The sequence below is a fragment of the Pseudomonas sp. ok272 genome (assembly GCF_900109995.1).
Lineage (GTDB): Bacteria > Pseudomonadota > Gammaproteobacteria > Pseudomonadales > Pseudomonadaceae > Aquipseudomonas.
On the sequence record NZ_FOCB01000016.1, the window covers coordinates 47,833 to 73,146 of the forward strand.

At 63.4% G+C, this 25,314-nt stretch carries 19 protein-coding genes and 1 pseudogene; 15 read left to right on the forward strand and 5 right to left on the reverse strand.

Annotation, left to right across the window (positions count from 1 at the left end; translation table 11 throughout):
• Positions 1 to 9: 9 nt before the first annotated feature.
• The 3 genes from BMW74_RS20615 to BMW74_RS20625 all read right to left on the reverse strand — a co-directional run bounded on the left by BMW74_RS20615 (position 10) and on the right by BMW74_RS20625 (position 4,315).
• Entirely contained in the window at positions 10 to 1,476 is a 1,467-nt protein-coding gene (locus tag BMW74_RS20615; RefSeq protein ID WP_093425887.1) for a 2-hydroxymuconic semialdehyde dehydrogenase, read from the reverse strand.
• Between the two features lie 401 nt (positions 1,477 to 1,877).
• Entirely contained in the window at positions 1,878 to 2,843 is a 966-nt protein-coding gene (locus BMW74_RS20620) for a LysR family transcriptional regulator (RefSeq protein WP_093425889.1), read from the reverse strand.
• Between the two features lie 62 nt (positions 2,844 to 2,905).
• Complete coding sequence (locus BMW74_RS20625) at positions 2,906 to 4,315, reverse strand: DUF2252 domain-containing protein (protein ID WP_093425891.1); 1,410 nt, start codon at positions 4,313 to 4,315, stop codon at positions 2,906 to 2,908.
• Positions 4,316 to 4,574: 259 nt separating this feature from the next.
• Between BMW74_RS20625 and BMW74_RS20630 the strand changes: the two genes are divergently transcribed.
• The 15 genes and pseudogenes from BMW74_RS20630 to BMW74_RS25835 all read left to right on the forward strand — a co-directional run bounded on the left by BMW74_RS20630 (position 4,575) and on the right by BMW74_RS25835 (position 22,942).
• Positions 4,575 to 5,618, forward strand: coding sequence for a PDDEXK nuclease domain-containing protein (locus BMW74_RS20630; RefSeq protein ID WP_093425894.1), 1,044 nt, complete (start codon positions 4,575 to 4,577; stop codon positions 5,616 to 5,618).
• A 144-nt stretch (positions 5,619 to 5,762) separates the two neighbouring features.
• The gene (locus tag BMW74_RS20635; protein WP_093425897.1) at positions 5,763 to 6,200 is read left to right on the forward strand and encodes a YciI family protein; all 438 of its coding nucleotides are present in this window, start codon (positions 5,763 to 5,765) and stop codon (positions 6,198 to 6,200) included.
• Positions 6,201 to 6,419: 219 nt separating this feature from the next.
• A complete protein-coding gene (locus BMW74_RS20640; protein WP_139208437.1) occupies positions 6,420 to 7,244 on the forward strand; it encodes a hypothetical protein in 825 nt (274 codons plus the stop codon).
• Complete coding sequence (locus tag BMW74_RS20645; protein WP_093425901.1) at positions 7,241 to 8,881, forward strand: hypothetical protein; 1,641 nt, start codon at positions 7,241 to 7,243, stop codon at positions 8,879 to 8,881. Before BMW74_RS20640 ends, BMW74_RS20645 begins: the two co-directional genes overlap by 4 nt.
• 32 nt (positions 8,882 to 8,913) lie before the next feature.
• Positions 8,914 to 9,555, forward strand: coding sequence for a glycine zipper domain-containing protein (locus BMW74_RS20650; RefSeq protein ID WP_175479269.1), 642 nt, complete (start codon positions 8,914 to 8,916; stop codon positions 9,553 to 9,555).
• 215 nt (positions 9,556 to 9,770) lie between these two features.
• A complete protein-coding gene (locus tag BMW74_RS20655; RefSeq protein WP_093425905.1) occupies positions 9,771 to 12,311 on the forward strand; it encodes a heavy metal translocating P-type ATPase in 2,541 nt (846 codons plus the stop codon).
• Between the two features lie 452 nt (positions 12,312 to 12,763).
• The gene (locus BMW74_RS20660) at positions 12,764 to 13,903 is read left to right on the forward strand and encodes a transporter substrate-binding protein (protein WP_093425907.1); all 1,140 of its coding nucleotides are present in this window, start codon (positions 12,764 to 12,766) and stop codon (positions 13,901 to 13,903) included.
• Positions 13,900 to 14,493, forward strand: a complete 594-nt coding sequence (locus BMW74_RS20665; RefSeq protein ID WP_093425909.1) for an ANTAR domain-containing response regulator — start codon at positions 13,900 to 13,902, stop codon at positions 14,491 to 14,493. Before BMW74_RS20660 ends, BMW74_RS20665 begins: the two co-directional genes overlap by 4 nt.
• Positions 14,490 to 15,338 carry an ABC transporter permease gene (locus tag BMW74_RS20670; RefSeq protein ID WP_093425911.1) on the forward strand — a complete coding sequence of 283 codons (849 nt, stop codon included), beginning with the start codon at positions 14,490 to 14,492 and terminating at the stop codon, positions 15,336 to 15,338. Before BMW74_RS20665 ends, BMW74_RS20670 begins: the two co-directional genes overlap by 4 nt.
• Complete coding sequence (locus tag BMW74_RS20675) at positions 15,339 to 16,265, forward strand: ABC transporter permease (RefSeq protein WP_093425913.1); 927 nt, start codon at positions 15,339 to 15,341, stop codon at positions 16,263 to 16,265.
• Positions 16,266 to 16,294: 29 nt separating this feature from the next.
• Positions 16,295 to 17,914 (forward strand): ABC transporter substrate-binding protein, encoded by a 1,620-nt coding sequence (locus BMW74_RS20680; RefSeq protein ID WP_093425915.1) that lies wholly within the window; start codon positions 16,295 to 16,297, stop codon positions 17,912 to 17,914.
• A gap of 187 nt (positions 17,915 to 18,101) precedes the next feature.
• The gene (locus BMW74_RS20685; RefSeq protein WP_093425917.1) at positions 18,102 to 19,049 is read left to right on the forward strand and encodes an acetamidase/formamidase family protein; all 948 of its coding nucleotides are present in this window, start codon (positions 18,102 to 18,104) and stop codon (positions 19,047 to 19,049) included.
• Between the two features lie 34 nt (positions 19,050 to 19,083).
• Complete coding sequence (locus tag BMW74_RS20690) at positions 19,084 to 20,829, forward strand: ABC transporter ATP-binding protein (protein ID WP_093425920.1); 1,746 nt, start codon at positions 19,084 to 19,086, stop codon at positions 20,827 to 20,829.
• 208 nt (positions 20,830 to 21,037) lie between these two features.
• Positions 21,038 to 22,081, forward strand: a pseudogene (locus tag BMW74_RS25830) (cache domain-containing protein); the annotation flags it as partial.
• Between the two features lie 69 nt (positions 22,082 to 22,150).
• Positions 22,151 to 22,942: a methyl-accepting chemotaxis protein gene (locus BMW74_RS25835; RefSeq protein WP_371911821.1), complete on the forward strand. Its 792-nt coding sequence runs from the start codon at positions 22,151 to 22,153 to the stop codon at positions 22,940 to 22,942.
• 40 nt (positions 22,943 to 22,982) lie between these two features.
• Here BMW74_RS25835 and BMW74_RS20700 read toward each other — a convergent pair whose 3' ends face one another.
• The gene (locus BMW74_RS20700) at positions 22,983 to 24,026 is read right to left on the reverse strand and encodes a flavin reductase family protein (RefSeq protein ID WP_093425924.1); all 1,044 of its coding nucleotides are present in this window, start codon (positions 24,024 to 24,026) and stop codon (positions 22,983 to 22,985) included.
• 237 nt (positions 24,027 to 24,263) lie between these two features.
• Complete coding sequence (gene dmpG / locus BMW74_RS20705) at positions 24,264 to 25,298, reverse strand: 4-hydroxy-2-oxovalerate aldolase (RefSeq protein WP_093425927.1); 1,035 nt, start codon at positions 25,296 to 25,298, stop codon at positions 24,264 to 24,266.
• Positions 25,299 to 25,314 lie beyond the last annotated feature (16 nt).

Sequence of the window (25,314 nt, forward strand, 5' to 3'; positions counted from 1 at the left end):
CTCCGGGGCTTAAGGGTTGACGCAGATGGTGGTGATCTGCGAGTAGAAATCCAGGGAGTGACGACCCCCTTCGCGGCCCAGTCCCGACAGGCGCGTGCCGCCAAACGGGGTGCGCAGGTCACGCAGGAACCAGGTGTTGACCCAGACCATGCCCACCTCGAAACGCCGCGAAACCTTGTGCGCGCGCTTCAAGTCGCGGGTCCACAGGGCGGTGGCCAGGCCGTACGCGGAGTCGTTGACCCGGCGTATGACTTCCTCGTCGCTGTCGAACGGGGCGATGTGGCACACCGGGCCGAACACTTCTTCGCGCACGCAGCGGGCGTCGTCGCCCAGGCCGGTCCAGATCGTTGGCTGCACGTAGGCGCCGTTGTCGCGGGCATCACCGAACACCGGCACGCCGCCGCCCGTCACCAACGTGGCGCCTTCCTGGCGGGCCAGGTCGAAATAGCCCAGCACCTTGTCGCGGTGCTTGTGGGAGATCAGCGAACCCATGTTCACCCCGTCTTCATCCGGGTAGCCGATCTTCAGCGCCTCGGCGCCGGCTTTCATGGCCGCGACGAAACGTTCGAAGATCGGCCGCTCGACATACACCCGCTCCGAGCACAGGCACACCTGGCCCGAGTTGGTGAAGCTGGAGCGCAGCACGCCGGCCACCGCCGCGTCGAAATCGCAGTCGGCAAACACCACGGCGGCGTTCTTGCCGCCCAGTTCGAACGACACATCACGCACACCGTCGGCGGCGACTTTCATGATGGTCTCGCCGGTGCGCGACTCGCCGGTGAAGGTGATCGCGTCGACGTCCTTGTTGCGGGTCAGGAACTCACCGGCCGAGCCCGGGCCAAAGCCGTGCACCAGGTTGAACACCCCGGCCGGCAGGCCGACGTCGTGCATCACCTCGGCCAGCAGGGTGGCGGTGGACGGTGAGTCTTCGGACGGCTTGATCACCACCGAGTTGCCGCAGGCCAGGGCCGGGGCGACTTTCCAGGTCATCAGCAGCATCGGCAGGTTCCACGGCGAAATAATCGCCACCACGCCATGGGGCTTGCGCACCGAGTAGCTGAACACGTCGTTGCCGTCGCTGGCGCGCATCTCGAAGCACTCGCTGCCGGCCTGGTTGATCAGCTCGGCGAAGGTGCGAAAGTTGTGGATGCCCCGGGCGATGTCCAGGGTGCGCGCCTGCTGCACCGGGCGGCCGGTGTCGGCCACTTCGGCGGCGACGAAGTCTTCGAAGCGCCGTTCGATACCATCGGCGATCTTGTGCAGCATCTGTGCCCGCTGGCTGGCGCTGTAGTCGCCCCACGGACCGTGCTGCGCAGCCTTGGCGGCGGCGACGGCAGCATCGACCTGGGCCTGGTCGGCCTCGCAGACGTGGCTCAGGGGCGTGCCGTCGATGGGCGAAATATTCGGGAAGGTCTGCGCACTGGCGACGAATTCGCCCGCGATGTAGTGACGCAGCAACGGCAAGGGTGCAGACACATCAACCTCCGGAAACATGGGTAGTCGGAGGGAGTGTAGGGAGAGTGGCTATTAGCGAATAATAAAAAGGTTGGGGGTGGCTATAGCGATCTGGAATAGATGGGGCTCGCTCCTACGGGGATCAATGGGGTAAACACGGTTTGCGCTACGCCGCCGCCCCTGTGGGAGCGGGCTTGCCCGCGAAGGCGCCAGCACCGTCAACATCGATGCTGCCTGACCCACCCTGTTCGCGGGCAAGCCTTAATGCCAGTCAGTTAAGGCGCCAAACCTGTGGGAGCGAGCCTGCTCGCGAAGACGGCAACACAGCCAACATCTCCGTTGACTGACCTACTGCTATCGCGAGCAGGCTCGCTCCCACGTGGGTTTCGCTTAACTGACTGGCATTAGGGCAAGCCTCGCTCCTACGGGATCGGCAATCGTTCATCCGACTCGCTGCGCGCCTGGTTCAAACACTCGCGAAACAGCCGCGCGGCGGGGCCCAGGGCGCGGGTGTTGGAGAAGAAGCAGCCGATGTCGCCAAACTGCAACGGCGCGCCCAGGTCGAAGGCCTTGAGCAGGCCGGCGCTGACGAACTGTTGCGAGGCCTCAAAGGGCATCAGCGCCACGGTCTGCTGGTCTTGCATCAGGGTGATGTTGGTGAGGATCGACAGCGACTCGACCACGTTGCCCGGCGTCGCCAGGTCTGCGTCGGCGAACAGCTTGTCGGCGGTGCGCCGCAGCAGGGAATCGCGGGTCGGCAGCACCCATGGGTACGCATGCAAGTCCGCCAGGCTGACCGGCGACTGTTGGTGCAGCGGGTGGTTCGCCCCGGCCACGATGCTCAACTCCTCGGCGTACAACACCTCGACATCGAGCATCGGCGACTCATTGCGCCAACGCCAATCGTCCGGCACCCGGCCCACCACCAGGTCCACTTCGCCCACCGCCAGGGCCGGGAACAACTGATCCATCTGCCCGACCCGCAACGACACCAGCACCCCCGGCGCCTGTTGCTTGAGCAATTGCATGGCCCGAGGCAGCAGCGAAGTGGATGCGGAGATCAGCGTACCGACCATCACGTGCCCGCTGGTGCCCTCCTGGAAGGCGTTGACCTCGTCGGTCAGCGAGCGCAGTTCCGCCAACAGCGACTTGGCCCGGCGCACCACCAACTCGCCCAGCTCAGTGGCGCTGACCCCGCGATTGCCACGAATCAGCAACGGCGCATCGAAATACGACTCCAGCTCATGAATGATCTTGGTCACGGCCGGCTGGGTCAGGTTCAACGCCTGAGCGGCCCGGACCAGGGAGCCGCTTTGCAGCACCTGGTCGAACACCACCAGTTGATAGAACTTGAGTTTGCGCGCAACAGAGATCGTGGTGAACTTCATGCAGGGCCTCGCACGGGGGTAGAGGCCGCTATAGGTAGCACACTCGCGAGGGGCCGGGAAATCTACGGCAGGTGGTCCGCCGCAAAGTCCGCCTCCGATCGGGCCAGCAACCGGCCCTTGCGACAGGCCAGTTGAAAACGCTCGAAGTCCCGCTCGTTCTGGTCGGCGTAGGTCTTGGCATACTGCATCAGCGCCTCGCTCAAGGTGTCGCTCTTGCCGATGTAGCCGCTGATCTGCGCGGCTTGCCCGCTGGCCTTGGCATGGGCGCGGGCCAGTGCCCGGCCACAGGTGCGGGCGTAGGCGGCGAAGGCTTCGTCGTCGAAGGTTTCCAGCTCCGCCGAGACCTTCATGTCGCGCAATTGGCGCACGTAGAAGTGCCGGCCGTTGGGGCCGGTGGTCCAGCCCAGGAACAGGTCGCTGGCCGATTGCATCAGGCGCTGGCCCTCGACCACCCGCTGGCCATTGTGCCGGGGCGACTTGACCTTGACGAAGTTGGCCAGCACCGAGGGCCGGGCCTCCTTGAACTGGAGGAACAGCGGGCGCTCCTGGTTGTCGGTCATCAGCGCCACCAGGCAACGGGTGCCGACGCTGCCCACACCGACCACCTTGAACGCCATGTCCTGGACCTCGAAGCGCCCCAGCAAATTGCGCCGGTCACCGACCAGCGTGGCGCGGTAGTCACGCATGAACGTGTCGTACAGCGGCCGCCAGTCGCTCAGGCGCAACCAGTCGTCCTCGGCGTCGAGCAGGGTGGTGTGGTTGTGCAGGTGGAAGATTTCCGGCAGGTCATCGCGAATCAACAAGCGGCCCTGGGCATCGCGCTCGCTGATCTTGGGCAGCAGCTCGGCGTGGGTGCGCCGTGCGGCTTTGTCGATGGCCCGTTGCACGTGTTCCAGGGTGTTTTCCGAACGGGCGCGCTGGAGCAGGTCGGTGTAGCTGATGGAGTCGTACCAGATTTCCAGGGCGCTCTGTTCGGCGCACTCGGCCATGCTCTTCTGGTAGGCAGCCACCACCTGGTGGCAGACGTCTTCCTCCACCGAGACCCCGTGGCGCAGGTCGCGGGCGGCCACCAGGAAACTCGCCACCAGCCGCTTGAGGTCCCACTCCCAGGGCCCCGGGTGCACCTCGTCGAAGTCGTTGACGCTGAACAGCAGATTGCGCTCGGGCGTGGCAAAACCGCCGAAGTTCATCAGGTGGCAGTCACCGCAAATCATCGAGCGCATGCCCATGTCCGGTGTGCCGGCCAGGTCGTGGGCCTGCAACAAGGCATTGCCGCGATAGAAGGTAAACGGCGAGACCAGCATGCGCCCGTAACGCAGCGCCACCAGCGACTGCACGCGGCCTTCGCTGGAGAGTTTGATCAACGGGATCGGGTCGCGCTTGATGTGCCCGGGGTGGGCATGGGAACTGCGCGGACACAGCTTGCGCGCATCCTTGCCTTGTTTGAGGCGGTCTTTGACGGTGGTGCTCATGGCGTCCCTTACTAGGCGTGTGCAGTGCCGTTTTAGCGGTGGCAGGCGTGGGTTGGATGAGTCAAACGCTAGCAGGGAATTGAGGGTTGGCCAGTGGGCTGCAACGCACGAGAGCAGAGTGCTTTGTGGTTGTGTGTAGGACGTATCCGATATTTGAGTGGGGTTTGGCATCAGGGGCGCGTTTACACGGCCCTGGCGATCTGCATGCCGTGTGAAGCGTTAGGCTTTTGATCCCTTTCCCGCTCCCTGGAGCCATCGCATGAGTACACAAAAAACCTCTCAACCCAACCCCGCTGATCCCCCTCGGCGCATAGAGGACGAGCGCTTCGGTGAAGTCCTGGCGCTGATTCAGGGAGCCAGGCTGCAGGCCATGCAAGCGGTGAACACGCAACTGATCGAGCTGTATTGGCAGGTCGGTGGGTACATCAGCCATAAGTTGGCGCTGGCCGAGTGGGGCGACGCGGTGGTCAGTCAGTTGGCTGACCACCTGGCCCTGACCCAGCCGGGGTTGCGTGGTTTTACGCGACGTAACCTGTTCCGTATGCGCCAGTTCTATGAGACTTATCGGGATGATGAAAAAGTGTCAGCACTGCTGACACAATTGCCCTGGACCCAAAACCTGATCATTTTGAGCCAAAGCAAACACCCGCAAGAACGTGAGTTTTACCTGCGCTTGGCCATCCAGGAAAAGTGGTCGACCCGTGAACTGGAGCGCCAATTCAAAACAGCGCTGTTCGAACGTAGCGTCACCCGCCCGGCAACGATCTCGCCAGTGCTGGAACAGACGCATCCCAAGGCGTTGGACGTGTTCCGCGACGCCTACATGGTCGAGTTTCTCGGGCTGCCCAGTGACCATGTCGAGGCTGACCTGCACCGAGGATTACTGGCCCGCCTCAAGGATTTCCTGACCGAGCTGGGGCGCGACTTCTGCTTTGTCGGCAGCGAGTACCCGCTGCAAGTGGGCGGGCGCGACTTCGCGCTGGACTTGCTGTTCTTCCACCGTGAGCTGAACTGTTTGGTGGCTGTCGAGCTGAAGGTCGGTCGTTTCGAGCCAGAGTACCTGGGCAAGCTGGACTTCTATCTCGAAGCGCTGGACCGCAACGAGCGTAAAGACCATGAGAACCCTGCCATTGGCGTGCTGCTGTGTGCCAGCAAGGACGACGAAGTGGTGGAGTACGCGCTGAATCGCTCGTTGTCGCCGGCCTTGGTCGCCGAGTACCAGACGCTATTGCCGGACAAACAGCTGTTGCAGGCCAAGTTGCACGAGTTTTATGCACTGAATGCGGCGCAAGAAGAGACCTGATCAGTGGACGCTGGCCGAGCAGAGCGCTGGCGGGTCCAGCCAACGCCGGATGAAACATCGGCCATTATTATTGAGGCCCTGTCGATTTTCGACCCGGCTATTCGACAAGGAAGTCAGCCACTCAATCCCCAAGGAGCAACCGCCATGCGATTCATGATTCTGATCAAGGCCAGCGCCGATTCCGAAGCCGGGCAGATGCCCAGCGAAGCGCTGCTGACGGCGATGGGCAACTACAACGAGGCGCTGGTCAAGGCCGGCATCATGCTCGGCGGCGATGGCCTGCACCCCAGCAGCAAAGGCGCGCGCGTGCGCTTCGCCGGCGGCCAGCACATCGTCACCGACGGTCCGTTCGCCGAGACCAAGGAGCTGCTCGCCGGCTACTGGCTGTGGCAGGTCAAGTCCAGGGAAGAAGCCATCGAATGGGTCAAGCGCTGCCCCAATCCGATGCCAGGCACCGAGGCCGAGATCGAGATCCGCCAGGTGTTCGAGGCCGAAGACTTCGGCGCCGAGTTCACCCCCGAACTGCGCGCCCAGGAAGAACGCGTATGGGCCCAGGCCCAGGAACAGGCGAAGAAGCGCTAAAGCTCGCCACGATCCCCTTGTGGGCGCGAACAAGCGCGCTCGCCACCGGCTGTTTCTTCGATATCGGGACGTCCTTAAGTGAGCCGTATTGCGCTCAGACCGGGGCTTCGGGGCGTCCACCGGCCAAGCGGGTTATCGCGATTTTGTGGCTTTATGCTAGCATCTGGGCGCGTAGCGGAATGTCGGCTCGCCCAGGTACCCGGTAAAGGAAGACCCACGTTGAGACCCATCAGAGCGCTGCGAACACTGGCCAGTCTGGTTCCCCGCGGCTTGTTGCTCGTACTGCTGTGCAGCGCGTTCGGGGTGCAGGCCGACCAGGTGATCGGTCGCTTCAATTCGGTGGCCGGGCCTTTCAGTCACATGGAGACCCCGGCCGGCAGGGCGTACTTGAGCCTGCACGAGCGCAAGATGCAGGTGCAACTGCCGGACGACTGGCGTGAAAGCACCGTTGAAACCACGATGGAGCTGGACGGCGACACGGCGGTGGTCATGAGCTATCGCACCGCCCAGTGCGACTCGCAAACCGCCCTGGTGGTGATCTCCGGCAAGACGGTCTGGGGCCCTTATCGACTGGGGGGCTGTGGCGACATGCTGGCCTTCCAGCGCAGTGAAGACGGCAAGAGTTTCGTCGCCATGCAGATGAATGGCCCGCGTTCCGAGGCCTGGACCTATTCCTCGAAGGATAAGAATTTCCGTGGGCCGATGAAGGTCGACCTGCCGGGGCTGCTCAAAGGCCTGGCCAAGGCCCGGCCGCCACTGCCCGCCGCACCGGCGCCCAAGCCACCCGTGGCCACCAAGCCTGCTCCGGTGGCCAAGACCGCAGCGGCTTCCGTGCCCCCCGTGCCCTCTGCGCGCACGCTGCCTTCCACGCCCCCCGCACCGCCTGCGCCCAAGCCCGTGGCCAAACCGCCGGCCAAGGTGCCGATTCCTTCCGCGCTGCCGCAGCCGGTGGCCGATGCGGTCGTCGAACATGCCCAGGCCAGTACGCCGCCCAGGCGCCGGGTAGAGATCAACTTGATCTCCAAGCTGGAGACCGAGTCGTGACCAGCCAGATGTCGCTCAAGCGATTTGCTCCCCGCCGCTCGCCGGCCCGTGCGTTGATGCACTGGCTACGGGAAGACAAGAACCCGCTGCCACGACGCCAGGAACGGGTGCTGGTCCTGGTGATGCTGACCCTGACGCTGGCGTACCTGATAGTCGAGATGGGGTTCAACGCCCGTTTGCTGGACGTGGTCGGTGGCCTGGCCAGTCATCATCAAGTGGAGTCCATCGAGGTCTACGGGCGCTTGATCGCCGGCACGGCAGTGGCCCTGCTGGGGCTGGGCATGGTGCTGAAGAAGAGTCTGCGCCTGGGCTGGAGCCGCCTTCGCACGACGGCCTGGGCGGTCGCGGTGATCGTCGGCTGTGTGGGCACCACGTACTTTGCGCAGTTGGCGCTGGTCAATCACCTGGTGGATCGCTCGACGCCCGATGAGCGCGCGCGCGCGGCCTTGGGTGTGCCGATGACGTACTTGATGGTGCACCACGATTTCGGCCTGACGGGCCTGGACCTCACCGCCGAGGATTTGCAGCGCCCCGAGGGCAAGACCCTGCTGGCGACGTTTCCCATCATGCTGTTGTCGGTGGATCGCCTGACGGATCGCATCAAGCAGCAGGCGCAGGGGTTCTTCGAGTTGTTCGCCGAAACCGTGCGCGGCGATGCCGAGGTTAATTATCGCCACTACCAGGACTCCCTCGCCGAGCTGGATGAAAGCTACCGCCAGTACCAGCAGGGCAGCAGTCGCTACCAGGAAGCCATCAGCGCGGCCTCCATCGCCCGGCACCAGCAACAGGCCTGGAGCGATTACGTGGCGAGCCTCAAGCAACGCAATCGCCGCCTGACCCCCAGCAACGTGCCCCGACGCCACGTCAACACGGTCCGCCAGTCGCTGCGCGAGAAGGGCATCGCGGTGGCTGACGATTGGCGGCCCAATGATCGCGCGGGGTTCAACCAGGCCGTGGCCCGGAGCGTGCAACGCGATGCCCGCAACGCCTATGCCTCCGGCTTAGAGTCGATCGGTCGATGGATCGATCCAGGCTTGCCGCGCGGGCAGTTTTTTGCGCAGTTGCCGATCCAGAACAAGTGGCGCGAGGCGTTGCACTTGCCGTACTTGATCACCCTGCAGCCCGACCTGTCGCCCAGCGGCTTCGAGCAAACCGTGTACCGGCCAACCATCAGCTACGATGCCCAGCAGTTGATCGAAGATCGCTTGGTCGACCCGCAGAACTACCGCGACCGAGGCCAAAAGGAGCAGATCGGCCGTGACAGCTACCGCGCGCTGATTGTGCCGATGATCGCCCTGCTGTTTTCCCTGCTCGGTGCGTTCACGCACATCTTCAAGTGCCTGGGCTTTTTCACCCGGGCGCTGTGTTACGTCCCGCCGAGGCTCTATGTGGCCGCCTTCGTCGGCTATGCGCTGGTGGTGCTGACGGTGCCGATGTTCTGGACCAACAAGGTGACCGAGCAGCCGCTGTTTCTCAGCCTCAAGCAGCAAAGCGGCTCGTCGCTGGGGCTCATGGGCTGGATCATCGCCCATGGCGTGCAGTGGACAGCGCAGGTCCAGCCGGTGTTTTACCCGCTCAACGAACGGGTGCGCCTGCACCTGCTCGGCGGCCTGACCTACGGTTATCAGCCTCAATGAATGCTCATCTTCAGTCTCGAAAGGAGTCGCCCTTGTCGCGCGCACTTGCTGTATCGACCGTGTTGCTCGCCTGCACCGGTTTGTTGTTGAGTGGTTGCCAGAATTCGCCCATGGGCAGCACGGCGGTCGGAGGGGTGCTCGGGTGCATTGGCGGTGCGGCGATTGCGGCCGGGACCGGCGGCCACCCGGGCACCGGTTGCGCCATCGGCGCCGCCCTGGGGGCGCCGACGGGTTACTACGTGGGGCGTCAGAAGGACCTGGAAAACGCCCGGCAGGCCAAGGCGGCCATCGAGGCCCAGTCGGGTGATGTCGCCGTGGTGCAACTGACCACCCGCCAGGAAGCCGTGCCGGCGGACAAGCGCAACGACGTCGGGGCCGCGAGTGTCGAGAGCATGGACTCGATGCAGGTCAACGTGCCGCAGACCCTGGTGAAAAAACGCGACAAGCGTCTCAAGCAGCCGCTGTCGCAAGTGGGCAACTACGTGTCCAGCGCCAGCAGCAAGGCCAACATCGTCGTCACCACCCGCAGCAAGAGCGACTTCAACTACATCGTCGCCAACATCAAGAAGGGCTACGCCGGCAAGGTCACGCCCGACAAGGTGACCTACGAGTACCGCGAGCTGACACGTGGCACCCAATCGGCGATCCAGGTGATGCCTAGCGCGCAGGTGTGAGGGAAACCGCAGGTCTGACCCATCCATGTGGACTGACCCACTGCCTTCGCGAGCAGGCTCGCTCCCACAAGGATCCATGGCGAACACGCATTCGCTGCCAGGCCCGCTCTCACGGATGTGGTGTGTTGGGTGTCGGATCGGCATTGCCCCTTGACCTTCCCACGCGGGGAAGCTTTAGGCTCTCCTTCAATAGCCGCATTCAAGGGGTAGATCCAATGTCTTCTGTCCAATCAGTGACCCACTCATCCACCGCCGTCACTCGCTTGAGCCTGCCGGTCGAGGGCATGACCTGCGCCTCGTGCGTCGGGCGTGTCGAGCGTGCGCTGAATGCCGTGCCCGGTGTGCAGAAGGCGTCGGTCAATCTGGCCACGGAGCGGGCCGACCTCACCTTCACCGGCGTGCCCGACCCGCAGGCGGCGGTGCGTGCGATTGAGAAGGCCGGCTACAGCGTGCGCGAAGAGACCACCGAGTTGGCGATTGAAGACATGACCTGCGCCTCCTGCGTGGGCCGGGTCGAGAAGGCGCTGGCCAAGGTGCCGGGCGTGCTCCAGGCCTCGGTCAACCTGGCGACCGAGCGGGCGCGGGTGCGCCACCTGGCCGGCGTGGTGGTCACGGCCGACCTTGAGGCCGCGGTCAAACTGGCGGGCTACCAGGCTCGGCGCGTGTCCGACGACAGCACGGATGCCGGCGATCAGGACGCCGAACGCCGCGAGGACGAGGCCCGTGGATTGCGCCGTTCCTTGACGATTGCCGCGCTCTTCACCTTGCCGGTGTTCATCCTGGAGATGGGCTCGCACCTGATCCCCGCCATGCACCATTGGGTGATGGGGGTGATGGGGCAGCAGACTAACTGGTACGTGCAGTTCGTGTTCACTACCCTGGTGTTGTTCGGCCCGGGCCTGCGGTTCTTCCATAAAGGTGTGCCGGCGTTGCTGCGCGGTGCCCCGGACATGAACTCGCTGGTCTCGGTCGGCACGGCGGCGGCGTATGGCTATTCGCTGGTGGCGACCTTTATCCCCGGCGTATTGCCGCTGGGCACGGCCAACGTGTACTTCGAGGCGGCGGCGGTGATCGTCACCTTGATCCTGCTCGGTCGTACGCTGGAAGCCCGCGCCAAGGGGCGCACCTCCCAGGCGATCAAGCGGCTCGTCGGCCTGCAGGCCAAGACGGCGCGGGTCGAGCGCAACGGCCAGACGCTGGAAATCCCCCTGGATCAAGTGACCACCGGCGACCTGGTGTTCGTGCGTCCCGGCGAGAAGGTGGCGGTCGACGGCGAGGTGGTCGAGGGCGCGTCGTATGTCGACGAGAGCATGATCAGCGGCGAGCCGGTGCCGGTGGCCAAAGGGGTGGGCAGCGAGGTCATCGGCGGCACGATCAACAAGACCGGTGCGTTCAGTTTCCGGGTGACCAAGATCGGCGCGAACACGGTATTGGCGCAAATCATTCGCCTGGTCGAGGAGGCGCAGGGTTCCAAGCTGCCGATCCAGGCGCTGGTCGACAAGGTGACCATGTGGTTCGTCCCGGCGGTGATGGCGGCGGCCACAGCGACCTTCCTGGTCTGGTTGATCTTCGGGCCGGCCCCGGCGCTGACCTTTGCGCTGGTCAACGCGGTAGCGGTGCTGATCATTGCCTGCCCGTGCGCGATGGGGCTGGCCACGCCCACCTCGATCATGGTCGGGACCGGGCGCGCGGCTGAACTGGGCGTGCTGTTTCGCAAGGGCGAAGCCTTACAGGCGTTGCGCGATGTGAGTGTGATTGCGCTGGACAAGACCGGCACGCTGACCAAGGGCCGCCCTGAGCTGACCGATTTGGTCCCGGCTGAAGGCTTCGAGTACAACGAAGTGCTCGGGCTGGTGGCGGCGGTGGAGACCCGCTCCGAGCACCCGATTGCCGAAGCGATTGTGGCCGCTGCCAAGTTGCGGGGCATTACCCTGGCGCCCATCGAGACCTTCGACGCGGTACCGGGCTTTGGCGTGTCGGCTCAGGTCGCCGGGCGCACCGTCGCCGTCGGCGCGGACCGCTTCATGACGAAGCTGGGGTTGGATGTCTCGAGCTTCGTCGCGACCGCCCAGCGCCTCGGCGAGCAGGGCAAAAGCCCGCTCTACGCGGCCATCGACGGTCGCTTGGCGGCGGTGATCGCGGTCGCCGATCCGATCAAGGAAACCACCTTTGAAGCGATCAAGGCGCTGCACGCGCTGGGTCTCAAGGTGGCGATGATCACCGGCGACAATGCGGCAACGGCCGCCGCGATTGCCAAGCAGTTGGGCATCGATGAAGTGGCGGCCGAGGTGCTGCCCGACGGCAAGGTCGCGGCGCTGAAGCAGTTCCGGGCCAACGGTGCGCGGGTCGCCTTCGTCGGCGACGGCATCAACGACGCCCCGGCGCTGGCCGAGGCGGATGTGGGGCTTGCCATCGGCACGGGCACCGATGTGGCCATCGAGGCGGCGGACGTGGTGCTGATGTCGGGCGACCTGCGTGGCGTGCCGAATGCCATCGCCTTGAGCCAGGCGACCATCCGCAACATCAAGCAGAACCTGTTCTGGGCCTTCGCCTACAACGCCGTGCTGATCCCGGTGGCGGCCGGCGCGCTCTACCCACTGAACGGCACGCTGCTGTCGCCGATCTTCGCGGCGGCCGCGATGGCGCTCTCCAGCATCTTCGTACTCGGCAACGCGCTGCGGCTCAATGGGTTCCGGGCGCCGATGAGTGTGGAGGGGCGTGGTGAGGCCAATCCAACCAGCGTCAAGGGGGCCTGAGCCGGCGTCTTCGTCGGCCAGCCGGTCTCGCTCCCACGGGGGATGTGGTTGAGCCCCAGGAGGTAGGCCGGGCGCGGACAGGGTACGAGCCTGCTCGCGAAGCAGGCGACACATCACGCATGGGCTGGCGGACGGTGGGAAGTAACGTTACATTTTCTCGCAAAAAATGACTGTCAGCCCGTATGCCCCTCATCGAACGCGGTGCGCTCCCTTTTGAGGAAACCGACCGGGTGCGTGCGCCACGTCAGTGCAACCGGCCACTTTGGGCTGCTCGGAGCACCTGATGGCCGCGACCTGGAGTAAGTGGCACGCTTTTTTCATGGAAAATCTACGCGCAAGCCTGGCCCTGGCCATTAAGTCTTGCCGACAGACATCGCACGCCTTGAGCGCCAGGTAATGAAGCCTGATCGACCAGTTCTCTGGTCGATCAGGTTTTTTTTTGGGAAAAAAAGATGCGTCGAACCATTGAGGTTGGGCTGTTGCTCTCCACCGAGGGGACTTACAAAAGTGTTGGCCGCAATGCGTTGGCCGGGGCCACGCACGCGCTCGCGCAGATTAATGCCAATGCCGATCATGACTTTGTCCTGAAGGCCACCCACCTTGATCCGCAAGGTGTGTTGCACCAGTACAGCGAAGGCGCTGTGCAGTTAATGCAGGCCGGGATTCGGCACATCTTCGGCACGACCACCTCGGCCAGTCGCAAGGAGATCATCCCGGACCTGGAACAGAGCGCCGGCCTGCTGTGGTACGCCTGCCCGTACGAAGGGTTTGAGAGCAGCGAGCATGTGCTTTATCTGGGCGGGTGCCCGAACCAGACGTTGATCCCGTTGTTGCGCTACGCCTTGCGCACCTTTGGCGCGCGTGCCGTGCTGCTCGGTTCGAACTACAGTTGGGGCTGGGAAAGTAATCGCGTTGCCCGTGAAGTGCTCGAAATGGCGGGCGCCGAGGTGCTGCTGGAGCGCTACATCCACCTGGACGCGACGCCCTTCAGTGAGTTGATCCAGACACTGCTGGCGCAGCGGCCGGCGTTCGTCCTCAACAATCTGATCGGGACGTCCTCCTACGCCTTTTTGCAGCAGTTGGACGCCGCGTGCCACGCCGTTGGCTGGCGCCTGCCGGTGTTGAGCTGCAACCTGACCGAGGCCGAGCTGGCGGATGTCGGCGACATGCGCAGCCTGCGCGTGCTGTCGTGCGGGCCATTCTTTGAAGCCGTTGCCCCGGCGTTCAGCCAGCAGCAGCACATGCTGCATGGGGCCTATCCGATTTCGCACTTCTACACCGGGATGTACGTGGCCCTGCACCTGTTTGCCCGCGCACTGGAGCAGTGCGGCAGCGATGATCCCGAGGGGATCTGCCGCTACGTCTACGATCACCCGCAGGACAGTGTGTTCGGCACCCTGGACGTCGCCGAGCGCAACAACCACAGCAGCCAGCCGTGCCACATTGCCGAACTGCGCGGGGGGCGCTTCGTGGTCTTGCACAGTGAGGCACAGCCCGTGCCGGCGGACCCTTACCTGACCGCCACTGACCTGAGTGAATTCCATCGCCTGCGCGCGGTTGCGCCCGCACCCCGCCTGAGGATCGTCAAATGAGCCTGTTCAAACGCCCGGACTTTGAAACGGGACGGTTGCTGTTGATCGACTGCGAACCGCGCACCCTGGCCAATCTGCAAAAGAGCCTGCAACGCCTGGGGATCACCGCGCAGGTGTTGTTTGAGGACGGGGATGATTCGCTCGACGGGTGCTTTGCCGCCATCGTCGAGCTGGAGCCGTTCGCCAGCCCCGTCACCCTGCAACGCCTGAACGCAGCCGGGGTGCCGATCGTTGCGCTGACCTCCCACGAAACCCTGTCGCATATCCAGCGGGCCATCGAGTTGGGGGCGACGGCTTTGCTAAACAAGCCCATCACCCAAGGCTCGGTCTATACCACGCTGATGATGGCGGTCGGTTTGCGTGAACGACTGGACACCGACGCCCGCACCCTCGAGACACTGCAGCAACGGCTCTTGGCCCGGCCGTTGCAGGCCCGGGCCTTGGCGCGGTTGATGGTCGAGCAGCAGATTGATGAGCATGAGGCGTATGAGCGCCTGCGCAGCCTGTCCATGCGCCTGAACCGCAGCCTGGATGACCTGTGTGCCGACATGGCGGCCGATCATCTGCAACCGAGCCGGGGCCAACTATGAAGGTGTTGCGTGCCTTGGTCAGTCGTCCGGCTGTGGCGTTGTCGCTGTTGTACATCGTGGTGGTGGTGTTGCTGGCGTTGTTTGCGCCGTGGATGAGCCCGCACGATCCCGCCGAGCAATTTGTCGAAGGCCTGTCGCTGGAGGGTGCGCCGCTGCCGCCGGATACGCCGTACCTGTTGGGCACCGATCTGCTCGGCCGTGACTTGCTCTCGCGCTTGATCTATGGCGCGCGCACTTCGCTGTTCATCGGCTTGCTCGCCAATGGCCTGGCGGTGCTGATTGGCACGCTGGTGGGGCTGACGGCGGGCTTCTTGCGCGGCTGGATCGGCAGCACGCTGATGCGGTTCACCGACTTGATGATGGCGTTCCCGGCCTTGCTGCTGGCGATTGCGCTGTCGGCGATTTTCCAGCCCAGCGTGTGGATCGTCGCGTTGGTGATCGCCATGGTCAACTGGGTGCAGATCGCCCGGGTGATCTATTCCGAGACCATTGCCCTGAGTGCCCGCGACTTCGTGGCCGTGGAGCGCACCCTGGGCGCCAGTTCGCTGCGCATCCTGTTCTCGCACCTGCTGCCGCATTTGCTGCCGACCATCCTGGTCTGGGCCACGCTGGGCATTTCCACCACGGTGTTGCTTGAAGCGACCCTGTCGTATCTCGGGGTGGGGGTCCAGCCACCGACGCCGAGCTGGGGCAACATCATTTTCGAAAGCCAGACCTACTTCACCTCCGCGCCGTGGCTGGTGTTCTTTCCCGGGATCGCCATTGTCCTGCTGTCGCTGGCCTTCAACCTGGTCGGCGATGCGCTGCGTGACGAGCTCGATCCAACCCTGCAAGGGAGAAGCTGAATGTTCGCCTTCATCAGTCGTCGTGTCGGCTATTCGCTGCTGATCCTGCTCGGCGTGACCTTCATCACGTATTTGCTGCTGTTCATGCTGCCGGCTGACCCCGCGCGCCAGATCGCCGGGCGCAGCGCCACCCCCGAAGTGGTGGCCGGGATTCGCACGCAGTTGGGCTTGGACCTGCCGTTCTATCAGCAATACGCCAACTACCTGGGCAACCTGGTGCAGGGCGATCTCGGCCGTTCCTACATCCAGCGCAGCCCGGTGACCGAGTTGATCGGCGCGCGCCTGCGCCCGTCACTGGAGTTGATGGCGGCGGGTATCGGCTTCGAGTTGTTGATCGGCATCAGCCTGGGGGTGATTGCTGCGCTGCGCCGTGACAGTTGGGCCGACAAAGCCCTGATGGCGCTCTCGTTCATTGGGGTGTCAGCCCCGCAGTTCATTGCGGCGATGCTGTTCCTGTACTTCTTCGCCGTGCAGTTGGACTGGTTCCCCATGGGCGGTTATGGCGGCTTCGAACACCTGCTGTTGCCGGCCCTGACCCTGGGGATCCTGGGCAGCGGCTGGTACTCGCGCATGGTGCGTTCGTCGATGATCGAGGTGCTGCACCAGGATTTTATCCGCACCGCCCGCGCCAAAGGCCTGAGCCGGGTGCGCGTGGTCCTGCGCCATGTGCTGCCCAACGCCATCGTGCCGGTGATCCCGATGATCGGCATCGACATCGGCATCTTCATGGGCGGGCTGGTGGTGGTCGAGTCGGTCTTTGGCTGGCCGGGGATCGGCCAGTTGACGTGGCAGGCAATCCAGCAAGTCGACATCCCGGTGATCGTCGGAGTGACCACCGTGTCGGCGGTGGCCATCGTGCTGGGCAACCTGGTCGCCGACCTGGTGATCCCATGGGTCGACCCGCGCATCGACATCAAAAAACACTAAGAAACTCAACGTAGGTAAGGGGCTGGAGCATGAATCGCAAAGCATTATCCTTGGCCATCGCGGCTGCTTTATTCGCCGGCAATCTGCTGGCCGATGACCTTGATCCAAACGCAAAAGACGGTGGCGCTGCGGTCATTACCTACCAGAACGACGTGGCCACGCTCGACCCGGCGATTGGTTACGACTGGCAGAACTGGTCGATGATCAAGAGCCTGTTCGACGGGCTGATGGACTATAAGCCCGGCACCACGGAGCTGACCAAGAACCTGGCGTCGGACTACACCATCTCCGAGGATGGCACCGTCTATACCTTCACCCTGAAAAAGGGCGTGAAGTTCCAGAACGGTCGTGAACTCAAGGCCAGTGACGTCAAGTACTCCCTGGAGCGCACCGTCAACCCGAAAACCCAGAGCCCTGGCGCCGGCTTCTTCAGCTCGATCGTCGGTTATGAAGACATGACCGGCAACAAGGCCGAGCACTTGTCGGGCATTGAGGTGCTCGACGACTACACCGTCAAGATCACGCTCAAGGCGGCGAACGCGACGTTCCTGCAGGTCATGGCGATCAACTTCTCCTTTGTCGTACCCAAGGAAGAGGTCGAGAAGTGGGGCGCCGACTTCGGCAAGCACCCGGTGGGGACCGGCGCCTACAGCCTGGCGGAGTGGAAGCTGGGGCAGCAGATTCTGTTCAAGAAGAACCCGAACTACTTCAAGGCCGGTTTGCCGCACCTCGACAGCATCTCGTTCGAGGTCGGCCAGGACCCAATGGTGGCGCTGTTGCGCTTGCAGAAGGGGGAAGTCGACATCGCCGGCGACGGCGTACCTCCGGCCAAGTTCCTGGAGTTCAAGAACGATCCCAAGTTCAAGAACCTGGTGGTCACCGGCGATCAACTGCAAACCGGCTACCTGACCCTGAAGACCACCTTGCCGCCGTTCGATAACCTCAAGGTGCGCCAGGCGGTGAACATGGCGATCAGCAAGGATCGCATCGTGCGCATCATCAATGGCCGCGCGGTCCCGGCCAATCAGCCGCTGCCGCCGGCGATGCCGGGTTACGACAAGGATTACAAAGGCTACGCCTACGATGTCGAAGGCGCGAAGAAGCTCCTGGCCGAAGCCGGTTTCGACAAGGGCTTCGACACCGAAATGTACGTGATGAACACCGACCCGCAGCCGCGTATCGCCCAGGCCATCCAGCAAGATCTGGCGAAGGTCGGAGTGCGGGTGAAGATCAAGTCCCTGGCGCAGGCCAACGTGATCGCGGCCGGCAGCGCCAAGGACCAGGCGCCGATGGTGTGGTCTGGCGGGATGGCCTGGATTGCCGACTTCCCGGATCCGTCGAACTTCTACGGGCCGATCCTGGGCTGTGACAGCGCGGTGGACGGTGGCTGGAACTGGGCGTTGTATTGCAACAAGACCCTGGATGCGTTGGCCGCCAAGGCGGACAGCATGGCCAAGCCGGAACAGCAGGCCGAACGTACCGCACTGTGGCAGAAGATCTTCATCGACGTGATGGCCGATGCGCCATGGGTGCCGATCTTCAACGAGCGACGTTTCACTGTGCGCTCCTCGCGCATGGGCGGCAGCGACGCGCTGTACGTCGACCCGGTGCACATCCCGGTCAATTACAACTACATCTACCTTAAATAAAGCGCTGTCGGTCTACGAGCCGACTCGCCTGCGGCCACGCGAAAAGGCGTGGCCTTACGCTCAATGCGGTTCGCCTAAGCGCGATGTTTCTGGCAACAACACCTTAGCTTGCTCGCCATAGGTGTTTTTTCGATGACCAGACTGTCTTTGGTGAGCCGCATTGTAGCCTTACGCGGAGTTTTCCCTTATGTGCCAGAACTGCCTGGTCAAGACCATTCACAGCGTCAACAGCCACTTCGGCTGGGACAACAGCATCGAGCCGACCGCCTGGGTGGCGCCGGGCGCCATGCTGGAGTTCTGCTGCCTCGATTCCTCCAACGGTTTCTTCACGCCGGATTCAAAGGTGGCGGATGTCGGCAAGGTGCCGTTCGACAAGATCAACCCGGTCACCGGACCGATTTTCGTCGAGGGCGCGGAGCCGGGTGATGTGCTGAAGATCACCCTCGACAGCTTCAAGCCCAGCGGCTTTGGCTGGACCGCCAACATCCCGGGCTTTGGCCTGCTGGCGGACCAGTTCCAGGACCCGGCGCTGATGCTGTGGCACTACGACAAGCTCGCACTGACCCCGGCGGCCTTCAGTGATTTTGCCAAGGTGCCGCTCAAGCCATTCGCCGGCACCATCGGTCTGGCGCCGGCGCTGGCGGGCCTGCATTCGGTGGTGCCGCCGCGTCGGGTCGGCGGCAACCTGGACATTCGCGACCTGGCGGCCGGCACCACTTTGTACTTGCCGGTGGAAGTCAGCGGTGCGTTGTTGTCGATTGGCGACACCCACGCGGCGCAAGGCGATGGCGAGGTGTGCGGCACCGCGATTGAAAGTGCGATGGACGTGGTGGTGAAGCTGGACCTGATCAAGAACACCCCGCTGGCGACGCCGCGATTCAGCACCCCCGGGCCGGTGACCCGTCACCTGGACAGCGCCGGCTACGAAGCCTTTACCGGCATCGGCCCGGACCTGATGCAGGCGGCGCGGCAGGCCGTGAGCAACACCATCGACTGGCTGTGCCGTGAACACCACATGCCAGCGGAGCAGGCCTACATGCTGTGCTCGGTGTGCGGTGATTTGCGCATCAGCGAAATTGTCGATATGCCCAACTGGGTGGTGTCGTTCTACTTCCCGAAAGTGGTGTTTGCCTGATGTATTTGCATCGCTTCAATCGTGAGGAGCTGTGATGAGTAACGGGACCTCCCCACCGATTCTGTCGGTGCAGCGTTTGTCCATCGATGTCGGCCTGGGGACCACGCCGAGGCGTGTGGTCGATAACCTGAGCTTCGACCTGTACCCCGGCCAGACACTGTGCATCGCCGGTGAGTCCGGCAGTGGCAAGTCGCTGTCGTCGCTGGCGATCATGGGGCTGTTGCCCAAGTCGGTGCGGGTGGCCGAAGGCGCGATCAGCTTTGCCGGGCGCGACTTGATCGGGGTGCCCGAGCGAGAGTTGCAACGGTTGCGCGGCAAGCAGATCGGGATGATTTTCCAGGAGCCGATGACGTCGCTAAACCCGTTGATGACCGTCGGCCAACAGTTGGAAGAAACCCTGCGCCGTCACGAACCATTGGGGCGCCAGGCCTTGCGCTTGCGGGCCCGGGAGATGCTGGAGTCGGTGCGCATGCCGCAGGTGGAAAAGCGCTTGCAGCAATACCCCCACGAGTTGTCCGGTGGCATGCGCCAGCGCGTGATGATCGCGATGGCCATGCTCTGTCGCCCGCAAGTGCTGATCGCCGATGAGCCGACCACGGCGCTGGACGTGACCATTCAGGCGCAGATCCTGGAGCTGATGCGCGAGTTGCAACAGGTGTATGGCACCAGCTTGCTGATGATCACCCACGACATGGGCGTGGTCGCGGAAATGGCCGACCAGGTGGTGGTGATGAACCACGGCCGTACCGAAGAACAGGCTCCCGTGCGGCAGTTGTTCACTCAGCCGCAAGCCGACTACACGCGCAAGTTGCTCTCGGCGGTGCCGGTGCTGGGAACCGCCGGCCAACCGGATGACGTCAGCCAGCAGCCGGTGATTTTGCGGGTGAGTGATTTGTCGGTGCGCTTTCCGATTCGCATGGGCTGGTTCGAAGAAGACAAGCACGTGCACGCGGTGGAGGGGGTCAACTTCGAACTGCGCCAGGGCGAGACCCTGGGGCTGGTCGGGGAGAGTGGCTGCGGCAAGTCCACCACCGGCAAGGCGCTGATGAACATGCTGGCGTATCAAGGCAGTGTGCAGTTGTTCGGCAAAGAGCTGAACGGCCTGCAGGGCGCCGATCTGCAAGCGGTGCGACGCGATATCCAGATGGTCTTCCAGGACCCTTACGCGGCCCTGAACCCGCGCAAGACCATCCTGGAGCTGGTGGGCGAGCCGCTGTTGATTCATGACCAGCTACCGCTGGCGCAACGACAGGAACGTGTCGCTGAACTGTTGGGCCAGGTCGACATGCCGGTCGATGCGATGTACCGCTACCCGCATCAGTTCTCGGGTGGCCAGCGCCAGCGAATCTGCATTGCCCGGGCGTTGGCGCTCAACCCGAAAGTCATCATCGCCGACGAGTCGGTCTCGGCCCTCGACGTATCGGTGCAGGCCCAGGTGCTTGAGTTGCTGGAGCACCTGCGCGAACAGCATCGACTCAGCTACCTGTTCATCTCCCACGACATGGCGGTGGTCGAGCGCATCTGCCACCGGGTTGCCGTGATGTATGGCGGGCAGATCGTCGAGATCGGTCGCCGCGATCACGTGCTGCACAATCCCCAGCATCCCTACACCAAACGCCTGCTCAGCGCCGTGCCGATGCCGGACGTCGATCAAAAGCGCGACTTCAAGGCGCTGCTGCAAGAGTTCGAACAACCCAGCCCGATCAAGGCCAAGGGGTTTGAAGCACCGTTGCAGCGGTTTCGCGATGTTGGGCAGGAGCATTGGGTGGCCGTGGGATAGGGGTGGGTTTCCGGTAGCGAAAAAGACGTCCCTGGACGTCTTTTTTTTTACGCGGATCCCGCGTGACCCGCGGTGTACTTCAGATTGCCAGCGAAGTGTCGATAACACCCTGTGGTGTGCCGCGTCCAAGTGTCAGGCCCACTCGCTTCGCCCAGCGATAACACCGAAAAAAACTATTATTAGATGGAGCGTCACCTTGCTAAGCAATATGAGAATTGGCCAACGTATCGCCATCAGCCTGGTGCTGTTATTAGCCCTGACCGTCGCGGTCCTGCTGACCTTTTTTTTAGGCCGCTTCAGCGATGTGGTCGCCGAGGCGGAGCAACGCGAATTGCGTGGTCTGTTCGATAACATCAGCACCGCCATCGCCTCGGAAGCGGTGATGTCCGAGCGCATGTCCGCGCTGGTGGCCGCCATTCCCGACGTTCAACAGGCCATGGCCAACGGTGATCGCGAGCGCCTTGCCGCGATGTTCGTGCCCGGCTATGCAAACCTGAAGCAACAGTACGACGTGCGCCAGTTCCAGTTTCATCAACCGCCGGCGACCTCCTTTTTGCGTGTGCACGAGCCGCAAAAGTTCGGTGATGATTTGTCAGCCATCCGCAAAACCGTGTTGCAGGTCAACAGCCAGCACACCTCGTTGCGGGGCATTGAGTCCGGCGTGGCGGGTTTGGGTATTCGTGGTGTCGCGCCGATCCAGGCCAACGGCCAACACGTCGGTTCGGTGGAGTTCGGTCTGTCGTTCGGCAAGCCGTTCTTTGAGTCCTTCAAACAACGCTACAACGTCGACGTTGGCCTGATGCTCAGGGATTCAGCCGGCCGATACACCTCGTTCGCCAGCACCTTCGGCGATACCCGGCTGCTGTCCGACGCCCAGCGCGAAGTCGCTTTCGGTGGTCAGCCGGTAGCGATTCAAACCCAGGTCGACGGCCTTCCCATCGCGGCCTTTGCGGCGCTGGTGCGTGACTTCTCCGGCCAGCCACTGGGGGTGTTGGAAATTGCCATGGACCGCACCTACTACGCCAACGCCTTGACCAGCGCGCGCAACACCGCGGTGGTCGTGGCCGTGATTGCCTTGGTGATTGGCCTGCTCCTGGCCATGCTGATCGCGCGCAGTATCGTCCAGCCGATTCGTGCGGCAGTGGCGGCCATGCGTGATATTGCTGCCGGCGAGGGTGACTTGACCCGCCGCCTGACGGTCCATGGCCGTGATGAAGTGAGCGAGCTGGCGCAAGCCTTCAATAGCTTTGCCGAGAAGGTCCGGGTGCTGATCAGCGATGTCGCCGGTTCCTCCAATCAAGTGGCCTCGGCCGCCGAGGAGATGTCCGCGATTACCGATGAGCTCAAGCGTGAGCTGGCCAACCAGCGCAGTGAAATCGAACAAGTGGCCACGGCGATGAACGAAATGACCGCCACCGTGCAGGAAGTCGCCCGTCACGCTTCCCAGGCCGCGCACTCGGCAGACAGCACCGATCAGCAGGCGGTCCAAGGCCAGCAGGTGGTGGGGCGTGCCGTGAATGCGATTGATGCGGTGGCCATCGATATCGAACACGCGGTCCAGGTGATCGCCCGCCTGCAGGACGACAGCAAAAGCATCAGCGGCGTGCTGGAAGTGATCCGTGGGGTCGCCGAGCAAACCAACCTGCTGGCCCTGAACGCCGCGATTGAAGCGGCACGTGCCGGCGAGCAAGGACGAGGGTTTGCCGTGGTGGCTGACGAAGTGCGCACCTTGGCCTCGCGTACGCAGCAATCCACCGGCGAGATCCAGGCGGTGATTGAACAGCTGCAATCCGCCGCCCGCGAAGCCGCTGCCGTCATGCAGCAAAGCCAGGCGCGAGCCCGCGACAGTGTCGAACAGGCACAGCTGGCCAGCGGCGCGTTGGAACAGATCACCCTCTCGGTGACGCGCATCAACGACATGAACGCGCAGATCGCCAGCGCCGCCGAAGAGCAGAGCTCGGTGTCGGATGAGATCAATCAGAACGTGGTCAACATCAACGACGTGGCTGACCGTGTCACCGATTCCGCCGGCCAGACCGCGCAAGCCAGTAGCCAGTTGGCGCGCCTGGCGGTTGATCTGCAGGCGCTGGTGGGGCAATTCAGGTATCACTGAAGCGCAGGTGTCCCGGGCGCCGGTGCCGTGCCCGGGATCGCTAGAACCAGCGGTAGGGAATCAGCGGGCTGTGGATCCGCACGAAACGGCTCAGCAGGGTGCGTAGCGCAATCGTCTCGGGTATGCCCAGTTGCCGCATCATGTTCTCTTCCACCCGTTGGCTCTCGCTGACGATCCTGGAGACCAAGGCGTGGCCCTCTTGAGTCAGATAGATTTGTGCGTGGTCCTGGTTCTGCGACATGTAGTGTTCGTCCTCACCGTCATCGTCGATGCGAATCAGGCCTCTGGCTGCCAGGTCGTTGATTGACTCCGGGCCCACCTGGCGGCCGGTGTAGGCCGCGAGGGTGATGAGTTCGTGATAGGTGCGTCCTTCCCGTGCGCCGAGGGCACTGACGATCAGGTACTCGACGTCATTCAGTTCAAGCAGGCTGGCTTGTTCTTGGGACTTGGTCGAGAAGTGCAGGTACGCGCTGGCGAGCAAGTACCCCAGGGGGCTCATCTCACTGACGTTGCGCGGGTCTTCACCCGGGGACGGCATGATGGTTTGTGCGGTGCTGGTGGCGATGGCGTAATTGCCGCGTTGGAACACCAGTGGCGGTGCATCGCATTTGTCGAACGTCAGGACTTCGCCAACGAGGATGATGTGGTCGCCGCCATCGTAGATGTGAGCTGTGCGGCACTGCAGGCGCGTCGTGCAGCCGACCAGCAGGGGGGTTGAACCGAGGCCCTCTTCGCAGTGGATGCCCTCGAACTTCTCCGGACCGCTGACACTGCGGGCAAAGCGCCCCGACAGGTCGCCCTGGTCATGGGCGAGAATGTGCACGGCCCAATGGCTGGCCTGCTCAAAGGCCGCCAGGCTCTGCGACTTGCGGGCCAGGCTCCAGAGTACGAGGGGCGGGTCCATGGACACCGAGTTGAAACTGTTGGCCGTTACGCCGACGGGGGCACCGTCCTGTCCACGGGCGGTGACGATGGTCACGCCGGTGGTGAAGGTGCCCAAGGCATGGCGGAACGCCTTGGCGTCCAGCGTGACATCACTGGACGTTTGGGGGGTTGCGTGCAGGCGATCGTTCTCGTTGTGCATGCTCGTTGTCCTCTGGCGCTGGGAGCGAGTTCCGTGGTTTGAAGTGTGCGATTGAACGCGATTTTTGGCATGGTCAGAACGGACGATGTTGAGCGATCGGACGATTTGAACGTGGGGCGAAGCGTGAGGTCTGTGCCTCGGGTACTGCTTGGCCCGTGGCGAGCAAGCTCGCTCGCCACGGCTGTTCTTTCGATGTCGGGACGCCCTGCAGTGGGCGTGCACAGGACTCAACCTGGCTCAGGAAGTGATGCCCAGGTCTCTGGCCATGTCCAGTGCGAGGTCCTCGATCATGTCCTCCTGGCCGCCGACGGTTTTGCGGCGACCGAGCTCCAGCAAGATCTTGTGGGAAGGCACGCCGTACTTCTGTTCGGCCCGCTTGGCAAACAACAGGAACGAGGAGTACACGCCGGCGTACCCCAGCATCAGCGAGTCTCGGTCGACGCGCACGATGTGCTCCATCATGGGGAATACCCGTTCTTCGGCCACGTCCGCGAGCTTGAACACGTCCACACCGGTGATGATTCCCATGCGATCGCACACCGCATTGAAGACTTCCAGCGGCGTGTTGCCGGCCCCGGCACCGAGGCCGGCGGCGGAGCCGTCGATGCGATTGGCCCCGGCTTCAATGGCGGCCAGCGAGTTGGCGATGCCCATGCCGAGGTTATGGTGGCCGTGGAAGCCCAGTTCGGTTTCCGGCTTCAGCGCCTGGCGGACCGCGTCGACGCGCACGCGGACGTCTTCGGGGAGCATGTAGCCGGCCGAGTCCGTGATGTAGAGGCAGTTGGCGCCGTAGCTTTCCATCAACTTGGCCTGTTTCACCAGCCCATTGGCGTCGAGCATGTGCGCCATCATCAGGAAGCCGACCGTGTCCATGCCCAGCTTGCGGCCGTAGTGGATGTGCTGCTCGGAAACGTCGGCCTCGGTGCAATGGGTGGCGACGCGGATGGTGTGTACGCCACAATCATGGGCCATCTGCAAATGGTCGACGGTCCCGATGCCGGGCAGCAGCAGGGCCGACACCTTGGCGTGTTTCATTTGCGTGATGACGGCCCGCAGGTACTCCTCGTCGCTGTGGGCGGCAAAGCCGTAGTTGACGGAGGCACCGCCCAACCCGTCGCCGTGGGTGACTTCAATCAGTTGCACCCCGGCCGCGTCCAGGCCGGTGGCGACGTCCACCATCTCCTTCAGGGTGATCTGATGGCGCTTGGGGTGCATGCCGTCGCGCAATGACATGTCGTGCAGTTTGATGTGCTTGCCGCGTAAGTCGGTCATGGCATTTTCTCTTCAG

Coding starts and splice junctions, on each gene's coding strand:
- BMW74_RS20620 (WP_093425889.1), bottom strand. CDS start 2,843: ATGAAGTTCACCACGATCTCTGTTGCGCGCAAACTCAAGTTCTATCAA.
- BMW74_RS20625 (WP_093425891.1), bottom strand. CDS start 4,315: ATGAGCACCACCGTCAAAGACCGCCTCAAACAAGGCAAGGATGCGCGC.
- BMW74_RS20630 (WP_093425894.1), top strand. CDS start 4,575: ATGAGTACACAAAAAACCTCTCAACCCAACCCCGCTGATCCCCCTCGG.
- BMW74_RS20635 (WP_093425897.1), top strand. CDS start 5,763: ATGCGATTCATGATTCTGATCAAGGCCAGCGCCGATTCCGAAGCCGGG.
- BMW74_RS20655 (WP_093425905.1), top strand. CDS start 9,771: ATGTCTTCTGTCCAATCAGTGACCCACTCATCCACCGCCGTCACTCGC.
- BMW74_RS20660 (WP_093425907.1), top strand. CDS start 12,764: ATGCGTCGAACCATTGAGGTTGGGCTGTTGCTCTCCACCGAGGGGACT.
- BMW74_RS20665 (WP_093425909.1), top strand. CDS start 13,900: ATGAGCCTGTTCAAACGCCCGGACTTTGAAACGGGACGGTTGCTGTTG.
- BMW74_RS20670 (WP_093425911.1), top strand. CDS start 14,490: ATGAAGGTGTTGCGTGCCTTGGTCAGTCGTCCGGCTGTGGCGTTGTCG.
- BMW74_RS20675 (WP_093425913.1), top strand. CDS start 15,339: ATGTTCGCCTTCATCAGTCGTCGTGTCGGCTATTCGCTGCTGATCCTG.
- BMW74_RS20680 (WP_093425915.1), top strand. CDS start 16,295: ATGAATCGCAAAGCATTATCCTTGGCCATCGCGGCTGCTTTATTCGCC.
- BMW74_RS20685 (WP_093425917.1), top strand. CDS start 18,102: ATGTGCCAGAACTGCCTGGTCAAGACCATTCACAGCGTCAACAGCCAC.
- BMW74_RS20690 (WP_093425920.1), top strand. CDS start 19,084: ATGAGTAACGGGACCTCCCCACCGATTCTGTCGGTGCAGCGTTTGTCC.
- BMW74_RS25835 (WP_371911821.1), top strand. CDS start 22,151: ATGTCCGCGATTACCGATGAGCTCAAGCGTGAGCTGGCCAACCAGCGC.
- BMW74_RS20700 (WP_093425924.1), bottom strand. CDS start 24,026: ATGCACAACGAGAACGATCGCCTGCACGCAACCCCCCAAACGTCCAGT.
- dmpG (WP_093425927.1), bottom strand. CDS start 25,298: ATGACCGACTTACGCGGCAAGCACATCAAACTGCACGACATGTCATTG.